This window comes from Vibrio sp. G-C-1, assembly GCF_021728015.1.
Classification (GTDB): Bacteria; Pseudomonadota; Gammaproteobacteria; order Enterobacterales; family Vibrionaceae; genus Vibrio; species Vibrio splendidus.
In genome coordinates, this window is sequence record NZ_JAKKCR010000014.1 from 1 (window position 1) to 12685 (window position 12685).

At 45.2% G+C, this 12685-nt stretch carries 10 protein-coding genes and 1 tRNA gene; 2 read left to right on the forward strand and 9 right to left on the reverse strand.

The window, feature by feature from the left end:
• Positions 1 to 197: 197 nt before the first annotated feature.
• The 9 genes from gloA to L3V36_RS18655 all read right to left on the reverse strand — a co-directional run bounded on the left by gloA (position 198) and on the right by L3V36_RS18655 (position 8446).
• Positions 198 to 614 (reverse strand): lactoylglutathione lyase, encoded by a 417-nt coding sequence (gene gloA, locus L3V36_RS18615; protein WP_004734046.1) that lies wholly within the window; start codon positions 612 to 614, stop codon positions 198 to 200.
• 163 nt (positions 615 to 777) lie between these two features.
• Positions 778 to 1413 carry an endonuclease III gene (gene nth / locus L3V36_RS18620; RefSeq protein WP_102537434.1) on the reverse strand — a complete coding sequence of 212 codons (636 nt, stop codon included), beginning with the start codon at positions 1411 to 1413 and terminating at the stop codon, positions 778 to 780.
• A gap of 206 nt (positions 1414 to 1619) precedes the next feature.
• Positions 1620 to 2312, reverse strand: coding sequence for an electron transport complex subunit E (locus L3V36_RS18625; RefSeq protein WP_004734044.1), 693 nt, complete (start codon positions 2310 to 2312; stop codon positions 1620 to 1622).
• Positions 2312 to 2941, reverse strand: coding sequence for an electron transport complex subunit RsxG (gene rsxG, locus L3V36_RS18630; RefSeq protein WP_017092700.1), 630 nt, complete (start codon positions 2939 to 2941; stop codon positions 2312 to 2314). The genes L3V36_RS18625 and rsxG overlap by 1 nt, the downstream gene beginning before the upstream one ends.
• Positions 2942 to 2954: 13 nt before the next feature.
• On the reverse strand, positions 2955 to 4001 hold the full coding sequence (rsxD, locus tag L3V36_RS18635; RefSeq protein WP_004734042.1) for an electron transport complex subunit RsxD: 1047 nt from the start codon (positions 3999 to 4001) through the stop codon (positions 2955 to 2957).
• Positions 4001 to 6703 carry an electron transport complex subunit RsxC gene (rsxC, locus tag L3V36_RS18640; RefSeq protein WP_208775719.1) on the reverse strand — a complete coding sequence of 901 codons (2703 nt, stop codon included), beginning with the start codon at positions 6701 to 6703 and terminating at the stop codon, positions 4001 to 4003. The genes rsxD and rsxC overlap by 1 nt, the downstream gene beginning before the upstream one ends.
• Before the next feature lie 7 nt (positions 6704 to 6710).
• Positions 6711 to 7304: an electron transport complex subunit RsxB gene (gene rsxB / locus L3V36_RS18645; RefSeq protein WP_004734040.1), complete on the reverse strand. Its 594-nt coding sequence runs from the start codon at positions 7302 to 7304 to the stop codon at positions 6711 to 6713.
• 2 nt (positions 7305 to 7306) lie between these two features.
• The gene (gene rsxA, locus L3V36_RS18650) at positions 7307 to 7885 is read right to left on the reverse strand and encodes an electron transport complex subunit RsxA (protein ID WP_004734039.1); all 579 of its coding nucleotides are present in this window, start codon (positions 7883 to 7885) and stop codon (positions 7307 to 7309) included.
• Positions 7886 to 8370: 485 nt separating this feature from the next.
• Positions 8371 to 8446, reverse strand: a tRNA-Asn gene (locus L3V36_RS18655).
• A 509-nt stretch (positions 8447 to 8955) separates the two neighbouring features.
• Between L3V36_RS18655 and uvrB the strand changes: the two genes are divergently transcribed.
• Together uvrB and luxO are read left to right on the forward strand one after the other, a co-directional pair.
• Positions 8956 to 10986, forward strand: a complete 2031-nt coding sequence (uvrB, locus tag L3V36_RS18660) for an excinuclease ABC subunit UvrB (RefSeq protein ID WP_108189403.1) — start codon at positions 8956 to 8958, stop codon at positions 10984 to 10986.
• Positions 10987 to 11288: 302 nt separating this feature from the next.
• A complete protein-coding gene (luxO, locus tag L3V36_RS18665) occupies positions 11289 to 12677 on the forward strand; it encodes a quorum-sensing sigma-54 dependent transcriptional regulator LuxO (protein ID WP_004734031.1) in 1389 nt (462 codons plus the stop codon).
• The last annotated feature ends 8 nt before the right edge of the window (positions 12678 to 12685 follow it).

Sequence of the window (12685 nt, forward strand, 5' to 3'; positions counted from 1 at the left end):
ACAACATGGCTGAAAGCTTAATACTTGAAGGGCGGAGGGAAAGAACATTCCCTAGAACAGTTAAGCCTAGACCACAGCGGTATGCTAAGAACAAAAATGCCGTTCACTCTTAAGTGAACGGCATTAGAGCACAGTGCTCGCTTCTTTTTTTCATTTCATCAGGCGTTCAAGCCCAACTTCGCAAAGAGGTTGAGGGATTAACCTTCTAGACCTGCGCTTGCTTGTTTGTTCTGAATCAGCTCAATCATGTAGCCATCAGGATCTTTAACGAATGCGATGTGTGTAGAGCCGCCTTTAACAGGGCCAGCTTCACGCGTTACGTTACCGCCTGCTGCTTTAATTGCATCACACGTTGTGTAGATGTCATCAACACCGATAGCAACGTGACCAAAAGCTGAGCCAAGGTCGTATTCAGTCGTGCCCCAGTTGTAAGTCAGCTCAATCACAGCGCCTTGAGATTCGTCACCAAAGCCAACGAAAGCCAGCGTGTATTCGTACTCTTTGTTTTCGTTCTTACGTAATAGCTGCATGCCCATTACATTGGTGTAGAACTCGATAGATTTGTCTAGATCACCCACGCGCAGCATGGTGTGTAAAATACGACCGTTTGACATGATTTGCTCCTAGCTTTAATTATTTATACGTTTTTGTAATTCTGTTTTATGCCGCTAGAAAAATGCGGCATTGTTTAGCTTCTTAGCTTCTTAGCTTCTTAGCTTCTTAGCTTCTTAGCTTCTTAGCTTCTTAGCTTCTTACTTAGAGCTAAAGCTTATGATCCTAGACGTCCGTCTTCTCTTTGAATTCACATAGGTCTTCTATGATACAGCTGCCACAGCGTGGTTTACGCGCGACACAGGTGTAACGTCCATGAAGAATGAGCCAATGGTGGACATCCAGTTTGAATTCTTTTGGAATGACTTTGAGCAGCTTTGTTTCAACATCGTCGACCGTTTTTCCCATCGCTAGCTTAGTTCGGTTTGATACACGGTAGATGTGAGTATCAACGGCAATGGTTGGCCAACCGAATGCAGTATTTAACACTACGTTGGCTGTTTTACGACCAACGCCTGGAAGGGCTTCTAATGCAGCGCGATCTTCCGGTACTTCACCATTGTGTAGGTCAAGCAGCATACGACACGTTTTGATGGTGTTTTCTGCTTTCGAATTAAACAGACCGATGGTCTTGATGTACTCTTTTAGGCCATCGACACCTAGGTCGAAAATAGCCTGTGGTGTATTAGCCACTGGGTAAAGCTTGTCAGTGGCTTTGTTAACGCTGACATCGGTTGCCTGCGCAGATAAGAGCACGGCGATCAGCAACTCGAAAGGGCTGTTCCAGTTAAGCTCAGTTTCTGGCTTGGGATTGTTTTCTCTTAAACGCTCAAGTATTTCTACTCGTTTTACATTGTTCATAGCGACATTACTTTCAAATAGTTAGGGCTTGAGTTCCGGCGGAGTTCTTTCAAACTTACTCGTTTTAAAATAACAAGTTCCGCAATGGTTCAGGCTTTATCATCGGTTACGCGCTCTTATGAGCGTCATTATTATGTGTACTTGGTTAATCTATTTACCTGCTGAGCGGTTGAGTTACTCAGCAGGGTTTAAGCTACTGTAACTTATCAGGCATTGGTAACGCGAGCGCGTTCAATAGCTGGTTTTTCTTGTTTGGGCTGTCTAGCTTTAGCTTGGTTGTCGATGATATTTTTCAAAGCAATCAAGAAACCAACACCAATAAAGGCACCTGGTGGTAGCAGGGCTAACAAGAAGCTGTTATCAAATTGGAATATCTGGATGCGCAATACCGAAGCCCAATCACCAAGGAGCAAGTCTGCGCCATCAAATAGGGTTCCGTTACCAATAACCTCACGCATCGCACCCAATACAACCAGTACCGATGTCATGCCAAGGCCCATCCAGAAACCATCTTGAGCAGCAGGTAAAACTTCGTTTTTAGAAGCGAAGGCTTCAGCTCTGCCAATGATGATACAGTTGGTTACGATCAGTGGGATGAAGATACCCAAAGATAGGTAAAGCCCGTATGCGTAGGCATTCATCAGTAGTTGAACACAGGTTACCAGTGATGCAATGATCATCACGAATACTGGAATACGAACTTCTTTTGGCACATGGTTTCGAACCAAAGAGACAGAAACGTTCGAACCGACCAATACAAGCAAGGTAGCAATACCTAAGCCAAGTGCGTTCGTCACTGTCGAAGAGACAGCCAACAGCGGACACAACCCAAGAAGCTGAACTAGAGCAGGGTTATTGGCCCACATGCCATTTTTAATTAGTGTTTTATGGTCACTCATTATTCACCACCACAATTTAGAGGTTGAGCAAGCAATGCTTGGTTGTTTTGGTTAACGTATTGAACCGCCTGTTTGACGGACTTAACGACAGCTCTTGGTGTGATGGTCGCGCCAGTAAACTGGTCGAAATCACCACCATCTTTACGAACCTTCCAGCGATCAAGATTTGACTCGGTTACTTGTTTACCTGCAAAAGAGAGTATCCAATCACTCACTCGAAGGTCTATCTTATCGCCTAACCCCGGAGTTTCCCTGTGGGAAAGCACACGTGTACCCAAAATGGTACCGTCAATTTTCATCCCAACAATTACTTTTATTGCACCATTGTAGCCATCAGGAGCAATGGCTTCGATCGCAATCGCGCTAGGTTCACCGTTGAGTGTAGCAATATAAGCTGGCATTGCTTGTTCTGTTCCAAGATCCTCAGCTTCCACCAAAGTACAAGCTGAAAACAGCTCGTTGTCATGAAGATTGTGCGGGATCACTTGGTTCAGCACAGACAGTAACTGAGCCTGTTCTTGCTGTTTGATCTGATCTTTGGTCAGGTAGTGAGTAACGGCCACCAAACCTGTCGAAGCGCAGGCAAAAATCGCAAGTACAAGACCGTTTTTCTTAATTGCATTTAGCATAGCATCTGCTTCCTTAGTGGCCGTATGTACGAGGTTTGGTGTAGTAGTCAATCAGTGGAACACACATGTTGGCTAACAATACAGCAAACGCTACACCATCAGGGAAGCCGCCCCAGCTGCGGATGATAAAGACTAGACCACCGATCAGCGCACCAAATACTAAGCGACCTTTCACTGTCGTCGAGGCGGAAACCGGATCGGTTGCAATGAAGAATGCACCAAGCATGGTTGCGCCAGACAATAGGTGAATGGTTGGCGAAGCGGTTTCACCTGGCGTTAAGATTAAGAATACCAGGCTAAACAGCGCAAGGCTGCCGATGAAAGCTACCGGAATATGCCATTGAATCACACGTTGCTTAATCAACACTAGGCCACCAACAAGGTAAGCAAGGTTTACCCATTCCCAACCCACGCCAGCTAACCAGCTGAATTGCGGTTGAGACAGAGCTTCAGAAGCGGTGTTGCCTGCCGTTAATGCGGTTTTGAATGCATCGAGTGGTGTTGCCATCGTGGTGCCATCAATACCAAGACGCGCTTGTTGAAGAGATAAACCTTCATTATTGAAACCAGTAAAGATCATCAAGAAGGAGTCAACAAAGCTTGTTGCTTCAGCGGTTAAGCTGGTCGGCGCATTCCAGCTGGTCATCTGAACTGGAAATGAGATCAGCAAAACAACGTAAGCAACCATCGCTGGATTAAATGGATTTTGTCCAAGGCCGCCATATAGGTGCTTAGCGATGACAATAGCGAAGAACATACCTATCACTAGAATCCACCACGGAGAGTGTGGGGGAATCGCGACACTGAGTAGCCAAGCGGTCACAACAGCGCTGTAATCACGTAATGCCATCACTGGCGGACGTTTTCTTAGCAGCATTACAGCGGCTTCAAAGGTAACAGCAAGTGCAATAGCAAATACTAACTGGATGAGCGTGCCCCATCCAAAGAAGTAGGTTTGAGCTAGTAGACCTGGCAATGCACAAATAGCGACCCATTTCATGAGATCAGGGGTGCTTCTACGATTGTGTGCGTGCGGTGAGCTGGCGATAAAGAAGGCCACTACTCTTTCTCCTCATTATTCTTTTTGTCTTGCTCTTGCTGCGCCTTTCTTGCTTTAGCACGAGCAATTGCGGCAGCAACAGCTGCTTTTTTAGGATCGACTGGTTCTGATCGAATCTCAGCTTCCACTTCAATTTCAACTACAGCTTCAGGAGCGGTTGCTTCTGCTTCGACCTGCTTAGCTTGCTGTGCTTTCTTCGCTTTAGCGCGAGCTATTGCAGCAGCAACGGCAGCTTTTTTAGGATCGACGGGCTCTGATTGAATTTCAGCTTCAACTTCAATCACTGGCTCAGGAGTTTCTGCTGTTTGGTCTTGCTTAGCTTGCTGTGCTTTCTTGGCTTTAGCTCGAGCAATGGCCGCAGCGACAGCATCTTTCTTAGCATCGCCAGAACTTTTAACCGGAGCTTCACTTTCGGTTAGAGTAGCTGACTCCGCTTGTTGAGCTTTCTTGGCTTTAGCGCGAGCAATGGCTGCAGCTAAAGCATCTTTCTTAGCGTCGCCAGTACTTTCAGCTGGAGCTTCACTTTCGGTTTGAGTAGCTGATTCAGCTTGTTGTGCTTTCTTCGCTTTAGCTCGAGCGATAGCTGCAGCAACAGCATCTTTCTTAGCGTCGCCAGAGCTTTCAGCCGGAGCTTCACTTTCGGTTTGAGCAGCTGATTCTGCTTGTTGTGCTTTCTTCGCTTTAGCGCGAGCTATTGCGGCAGCAACAGCATCTTTCTTAGCGTCGCCAGTACTTTCAGCCGGAGCTTCACTTGCGGTTTGAGTAGCTGATTCTGCTTGTTGAGCTTTCTTCGCTTTAGCACGAGCAATAGCCGCAGCAACGGCGTCTTTCTTAGCGTCGCCAGAGCTTTCAGCTGGAGCTTCACTTTCGGTTTGAGTAGCTGACTCCGCTTGTTGTGCTTTCTTGGCTTTAGCGCGAGCAATAGCGGCAGCGACGGCATCTTTCTTGGCATCGCCAGAGCTTTCTGCAGGAGTATCAGCGGCTGCTTGTTGTGCCTTGCGCTCTCGAGCTTGTCGTTTACGTTCTTCACGCAGTTTCGACATTTCAGAATTGTCTGGTTCAGTGCTATCTGCTTTCTGAGCCGCAGCTTGTTTCGCTTTTGCCTTAGCAATCGCAGCAGCTACCGCAGGTTTCACTGCTGGTTCTGCCTTAGGTGTTTGGTCTGCTGCTGTTTTTTGAGCTTTAACGCGAGCAATCGCAGCTGCAATCGCATCATCACCATCCGCAGACTTCATATCTTTACGACGGTTGTCAGCAGCTTTCTTGAAGCGGTTTTCACGCTCGGCTTTATCACGCTCCATACGAGCGTTTTTCTCTTCGAAACGAATCTTGGCACGTTCCGCAGCTGTTGCTTCGTCTTTTCTGGTTTTGATTTCTGCTTTTGCTTGGCGATAGTACTGAACAAGAGGGATTTCACTTGGGCAGACAAACGCACAAGCACCACATTCAATACAGTCTTTGATATTTAGCTCTTCACACTTATCCAACTCGTTGGCTTTCGCATGCCATTGCAGTTGTTGAGGAAGTAGAGACGCAGGACAAGCTTCAGCACATGCGCTGCAACGAATACATTCCATTTCGTAAGTGCTTGGTGAGATCTCACGACGCGTTGGCGCTAAAATACAGTTCGACGTTTTGGTGATTGGCACATTGGCATGCGGCAAGGTAAAGCCCATCATCGGGCCACCCAAAATTAAACGCGGCAGTTTTTTATCTGCTTTGTAGCCAAACTCTTCAAGTAACTCATGTACTGGTGTGCCTAATAGCGCCCAAACGTTACGAGGTTGCTTAAAGGTTTTACCGGTTAATGTCACAACGCGGTTAACCACAGGTTCGCCGTCAATTACCGCTCGCTTAATCGAGTAAAGAGAGCCGACGTTCTGAACCAAAACACCAATGTCTGCAGGGATGCCGCCAGCTGGAACCTCTTTGTTGGTGAGGATCTTGATAAGTTGCTTCTCACCACCAGAAGGGTATTTGGTTGGGATAACGCGAATGACGATATCTTTGTCTTTCGCAGCAATCTCCAGTGCTTTTATCGCATCTGGTTTGTTGTCTTCAATGCCGATAACCGTCAGCTTTGGTTGAAGGATGTGTTCAACCACTTCGATGCCTTTCAATACTTCTTCGGCATGCTCTTGCAGCAACTTGTCATCTGAGGTGATGTAAGGTTCACACTCAGCAGCATTGACGATCAAAATGTCGGTGCGACCTAGACCTGATTGAAGCTTCTTAGCCGTAGGGAAGCCTGCGCCGCCCATGCCTGAGATACCAGCTTGGCGAATCACATCAAGCAGTTCGTCAGAAGTCTTTGTCGAAAAATCTTCAACTGGTTTTTTTTCAATCCAAGTGTCTAAGCCATCAGGTTTAATAACCACGCACACGTCGCTCAAGCCTGAAGGGTGAGCGGTGGTTCGTGGTTCAATAGCGGTAATCACACCCGATGTTGGTGCATGTACTGGCAAAGTGAAACCAGTCTCTAAGGCCGTCAGTTGTTGACCTTTTAGTACGGCATCACCGACAGCAACCAACAAGTTACCAGGCTTACCGATGTGCTGTTTCACCGGAAGAACGATTTCTTCAGGAAGCCTTGCATGCACGATATCAGTAGTATTCGACTGTTTCTTGTTTTCAGCAGGGTGCACACCGCCTGGGAAGTTCCAAATAGAGCCCGTGCGAATTTGTTCAATTAAAGAGATCATACTAACCCTATGCTTTAGGCTCTGACGCGGTCGCATCAGTTGCTTGGTTAGTGATGTCAGTAACAGGGATGATGTTCATCTGCCATTTCCAATTTTCAGTCGTTGTTGCCACTGGAATCATTTCGATACAGTCAGTAGGGCACGGTGCGACACATAGATCACAACCTGTACATTCATCTTTGATTACTGTGTGAAGTGCCTTGGTGCCACCAACAATGGCATCAACAGGGCAGGCTTGAATGCATTTGGTACAGCCAATACACATATCTTCATGAATGAAGGCAACGGTTTTTACTTTGTTATCTAAGTCATGAGCGGAGTCTTCAACTTCTACGCCCATTAAATCTGCAAGCTTCTCAATCGTAGCTTGGCCGCCGGGAGGGCATTTGTTGATCTTATCTCCGTTAGCGATCGCCTCTGCGTATGGGCGACAGCCAGGGTAGCCACACTGACCACATTGAGTTTGCGGCAATATGGTGTCGATTTGATCAACGATCGGATCGGCTTCCACTTTAAAGCGGATAGAAGCAAAGCCTAAGATAGCGCCAAAAACGGCGGCTAAAACGGCGAGTGCAATGATTGCAATTAAGATGGTACTCATGCTTACTTCACCAACCCAGTAAAGCCCATAAATGCCAGAGACATTAGGCCTGCTGTGATCATCGCAATCGATGCGCCTTTGAAGGGCATTGGAACATCAGCAACCGCAATACGCTCACGCATTGCAGCAAATAGGATCAATACAAGCGAGAAACCAACCGCAGCGCCGAAGCCATAGATGATCGACTGAATGAAGTTGTGGTTTTCATTGATGTTCAGAAGTGCCACACCTAATACCGCACAGTTGGTGGTGATAAGCGGCAGAAAGATACCCAACAGGCGATATAGAGTCGGGCTGGTTTTGTGAACGACCATTTCCGTAAATTGAACAACCACCGCGATAACCAAGATAAAGCTCATGGTACGCAGGTATTCAATACCCAGAGGGGTAAGGATGTAGGTTTCTACTAGGTATGCAGATACCGACGCTAACGTCAGAACGAAAGTCGTCGCGAGGCCCATGCCAATCGCAGTCTCCAGTTTCTTGGAGACTCCCATAAATGGACATAGTCCTAAAAACTTCACTAGCACAAAGTTATTGACTAGCACTGTGCCAACCAACAACAAAAGGTATTCGGTCATAATGGATTAATTCTTGAGATTCCGATCCCGATATTATCCTGCTTTGCTTACCTAATAACAACCAAGGATCACTAGGGATTTAGACACTTGGTGAAAAAAACATCAGGTAATCGATTGATTATTAAAGTTACCGTAAGTATAGACGGCCAATTTTTACTTCGTGAGACAAGTTTGTAGGAGTAGTTGAATTGGATCTTTCATAAGATCATTCTTGAATTGAGCTCGATTTGCTTCCTAAGAATAGGGTCATATTTGTGGCTTTTTGTGCTCAGAACTATCAAAAAGAGAAGGAAGTTGCGAGTCGAATACGCTCCCAAAGCACTAAAACGCAAAAAGCCGCATCGAGTGATGCGGCTTCTTTAAATTTGGCCCCCTTGTCGAGACTTGAACGCGGGCGGCTAGGTTTGTGACATTAACTTGGAACAAGTTAGTCGCAGTTATATACGAAAAAAGCCCAATCTTTCGATTGAGCTTTTTTCTGAATTTGGCTCCCCTTGCAAGACTTGAACTTGCGACATACGGATTAACAGTCCGCCGTTCTACCAACTGAACTAAAGGGGAATTGCTTGTTAGCGACGCGAATTCTAATAATAGTCCGAATTTCTGTCAACAAAAAATAGCAGAAAAAAATAATATAAAAAACTTTACTTTCTTGGACGCCTTACCGGATTTAGCCTTTCTTTAGTTATCCACCAAAATTGTGGATAAGTGTGTGTGTGAAACTTTAACAACAATAATTGGGATAAATCTGAGAATATAAAAATCTGAGGTAAGGTAATGTATTTAAAAGATTTGTATCAAAATATCACTATTGTATAACTTTTGACGATTATAAAACATACAGTAAAACAAGTGCTATTTTTAGATTTTTTGGGGAAAAGTAGTGGATGAAAAATTGAGTGATTTAGCTGAAGAGATCTTGCAAGGGCACGGATAATACCAAGTTCTAAAAGTAAAAGCTATCACTGATATCTAATCTTAAGATGCATTTCTCTAGATAATAGTTGCAACTACACTCCTCCTAGAGTGACAATGACCTGATTATAAAAACAGTATGGAAATGGCGACCTATGAGTAAACTCTTTGACTTGGTATCGGACTATAGCCCATCCGGAGATCAGCCGACTGCAATAACCAAATTATTAGATGGATTAGATTCCGGTTTGGCACATCAAACTCTATTAGGGGTTACGGGCTCTGGTAAAACCTTTACGTTAGCCAACGTCATTTCTCAATCTCAAAGACCTGCAATTTTGTTAGCGCCTAACAAAACGTTGGCAGCTCAACTTTATGGCGAGATGAAATCTTTCTTTCCGAATAACTCCGTTGAGTACTTTGTTTCTTACTACGATTATTACCAACCGGAAGCCTACGTTCCAACCACGGATACCTTTATCGAGAAAGATGCGTCGATAAATGCTCATATTGAGCAAATGAGACTTTCAGCGACCAAAGCTTTGTTAGAAAGAAAAGATGCCATTATTGTTGCGTCTGTATCGGCTATCTACGGTCTTGGTGATCCTAAGTCTTATTTGAAGATGATGCTTCATTTGAGTCGTGGTGAGGTGATGGATCAGCGAGACATTCTACGCCGCTTGGCTGAGCTGCAATATTCAAGAAACGATGTCGCGTTTGAGCGTGGGCAGTTCCGTGTTCGTGGTGAAGTTATTGATATCTTTCCCGCTGAATCTGACCAAGATGCGGTTCGAATTGAAATGTTCGATGACGAAGTGGACTGCATTAGTATTTTTGATCCTCTGACTGGTGCGGTGAAACAAAGAGACTTACCGCGTTTTACCGTTTATCCAAAAACTCACTATGTCACCCCAAGAGAGAAGATCCTTGAGGCGATTGAGAAGATTAAGGATGAGTTGCGCGATAGGGCTCAATATTTAAAAGACAACAACAAACTGTTAGAAGAACAGCGTATTTCTCAAAGAACTCAGTTTGATATCGAGATGATGACTGAGCTGGGTTTCTGTTCCGGTATCGAAAACTATTCACGATACTTGAGCGGCCGTGCGGAAGGGGAAGCGCCTCCAACGTTATTTGATTACCTGCCTGATGATGGTTTGCTGATCATCGATGAGTCACACGTAACTGTGCCGCAAATTGGCGCCATGTATAAAGGTGACCGCTCTCGTAAAGAGACTTTGGTTGAGTTTGGCTTTAGGTTGCCTTCTGCGTTGGATAACCGTCCGATGAAATTTGAAGAGTTCGAATCGATCGCGCCACAAACCATTTTTGTGTCGGCCACGCCGGGTAATTATGAGATTGAGAAATCAGATGGTGAGATTGCTGATCAAGTGGTGCGTCCTACTGGCTTACTTGACCCGATTATTGAAGTAAGGCCTGTCGCTACTCAAGTTGATGACTTACTGTCTGAGATAAGAATACGTTCTGTTAAGGAAGAGCGTGTGCTTGTCACGACGCTAACTAAGCGAATGGCAGAAGACTTAACCGAATACCTTAGTGAGCATGGTGTTAAGGTTCGTTACTTGCACTCAGATATCGATACCGTTGAGCGTGTAGAGATTATTCGAGACCTACGTTTGGGCGAGTTCGATGTGTTAGTAGGTATTAACTTACTTCGTGAAGGTTTGGATATGCCTGAAGTGTCGCTGGTGGCTATTCTTGATGCAGATAAAGAGGGTTTTTTGCGTTCTGAGCGTTCTCTGATCCAAACCATTGGTCGTGCAGCTCGTAACTTGGAAGGTCGAGCAATTTTGTATGGTGATTCAATCACCAAGTCGATGAGAAAAGCGATTGATGAGACTGATCGTCGTAGAGAAAAACAACAAGCTTACAACGAAGAGCAAGGTATCACGCCACAAGCGCTTAAACGTAATATCAAAGATATTATGGAGTTGGGTGATCTAACCAAGTCGAAGCAGCAGCGCCAATCGAAGCAAGTTCCTCTATCTAAGGTTGCAGAGCCTTCTGAAAGTTATGCAGTACTTACACCGCAACAGCTTGATAAAGAGATCAGCAAGCTAGAAACTGCGATGTATCAGCATGCTCAGAACCTAGAATTTGAATTGGCCGCACAGAAGCGTGATGAAATTGAGCAGCTAAGAAAGCAGTTTATTACCAACAGCTAATCTCACTTTTCATTCGAAGAATTGTTCCCCTCAATACAAGAATTGAGAGTGTTTCAGGCAAAAAAACAGCCAGTAGTAAATGTTCTACTGGCTTACGTTTGTGAACACTCGGTCCACTAACAACGTCAGTTGGCTAGGTGACCCGAAGGTCATTTATACCGTTGCATCGTTCGTGCCAGATAGATAAAACATTGATTATTTGAAGTAAGTAAAAAAACACACTACAAATATTGTGGCTAATTTGCATAATGCAAAGCGGAATGCGACTATAATAAGAAATGCAAATTATAAATGGCTAGGATATGCAATCAAAAACGCTAGATAACAAATCGAAGTATTTGTTGATGGTCGAGGATACCGCTTCGGTAGCAGCTTTATATCGCTCGTATCTTACACCGCTCGAAATTGATATCAACATTGTCGGCACTGGCCGCGATGCAATCGAGAGTTTGAATCATCGAATCCCAGACCTTATTTTATTAGATCTACGTCTGCCTGACATGACGGGTATGGACGTGCTATTTGCTGTAAAACAAAAATACCCTGAAGTTCCGGTTATCTTCATGACGGCTCACGGTTCTATCGATACCGCCGTAGAAGCCATGCGTCATGGTTCTCAAGATTTCCTTATCAAGCCGTGTGAAGCCGACCGACTCCGTATTACGGTGAACAACGCGATCCGCAAAGCCACCAAACTTAAAAACAGCTCGGAACATCCGGGAAACCAAAACTATCAAGGTTTCATTGGCAGTAGCCAAACCATGCAGCAGGTTTACCGAACTATCGACTCTGCAGCATCGAGTAAAGCCAGTATTTTCATCACGGGTGAAAGTGGTACGGGCAAAGAGGTTTGTGCAGAAGCTATTCATGCGGCGAGCAAGCGTGGTGACAAGCCTTTCATCGCGATTAACTGTGCGGCTATCCCTAAAGATCTGATTGAAAGTGAGCTATTTGGCCACGTTAAAGGCGCCTTTACCGGTGCTGCAACTGATCGTCAAGGTGCCGCTGAACTTGCTGATGGCGGAACACTATTCCTTGATGAATTGTGCGAAATGGACTTAGAGCTGCAAACCAAGCTGCTGCGCTTTATCCAAACCGGTACTTTTCAAAAAGTTGGCTCTTCGAAGATGAAGAGTGTCGATGTTCGTTTCGTATGTGCAACCAACCGTGACCCTTGGAAAGAAGTACAAGAAGGTCGCTTTAGAGAAGATTTATACTATCGTTTATACGTGATTCCATTGCACCTGCCGCCATTGCGCGAGCGCGGTGAAGATGTCATCGAGATTGCGTACTCGTTACTAGGTTACATGTCGGTTGAGGAAGGTAAGGCGTTTGTGCGTTTTGCTCAGGAAGTGCTTGATCGCTTTAATCAATATGAGTGGCCGGGTAACGTTCGTCAGCTACAAAACGTATTACGGAACGTGGTGGTATTGAATAACGGCAAAGAGATTACTCTCAACATGCTTCCACCACCATTGAACCAACCGATTGAAAACAGCTTGCGCTTGAAAGAGAAGCAGAACGAAGACATCACGGTAAAAGATATTTTCCCATTGTGGATCACTGAGAAGACGGCTATCGAACAGGCCATAAAAGCGTGTGACGGCAACATTCCCCGCGCGGCCGGTTTCTTAGATGTCAGTCCATCGACGATATACCGTAAGTTGCAAACGTGGAATGCGAAGCAGTAATCACCAAA

Bases quoted from the DNA above. Each gene is read 5' to 3' on its own strand.
- rsxG (WP_017092700.1), bottom strand. From the start codon at position 2,941: ATGCTAAATGCAATTAAGAAAAACGGTCTTGTACTTGCGATTTTTGCC.
- uvrB (WP_108189403.1), top strand. From the start codon at position 8,956: ATGAGTAAACTCTTTGACTTGGTATCGGACTATAGCCCATCCGGAGAT.
- nth (WP_102537434.1), bottom strand. From the start codon at position 1,413: ATGAACAATGTAAAACGAGTAGAAATACTTGAGCGTTTAAGAGAAAAC.
- gloA (WP_004734046.1), bottom strand. From the start codon at position 614: ATGTCAAACGGTCGTATTTTACACACCATGCTGCGCGTGGGTGATCTA.
- rsxC (WP_208775719.1), bottom strand. From the start codon at position 6,703: ATGATCTCTTTAATTGAACAAATTCGCACGGGCTCTATTTGGAACTTC.
- rsxA (WP_004734039.1), bottom strand. From the start codon at position 7,885: ATGACCGAATACCTTTTGTTGTTGGTTGGCACAGTGCTAGTCAATAAC.
- L3V36_RS18625 (WP_004734044.1), bottom strand. From the start codon at position 2,312: ATGAGTGACCATAAAACACTAATTAAAAATGGCATGTGGGCCAATAAC.
- luxO (WP_004734031.1), top strand. From the start codon at position 11,289: ATGCAATCAAAAACGCTAGATAACAAATCGAAGTATTTGTTGATGGTC.
- rsxB (WP_004734040.1), bottom strand. From the start codon at position 7,304: ATGAGTACCATCTTAATTGCAATCATTGCACTCGCCGTTTTAGCCGCC.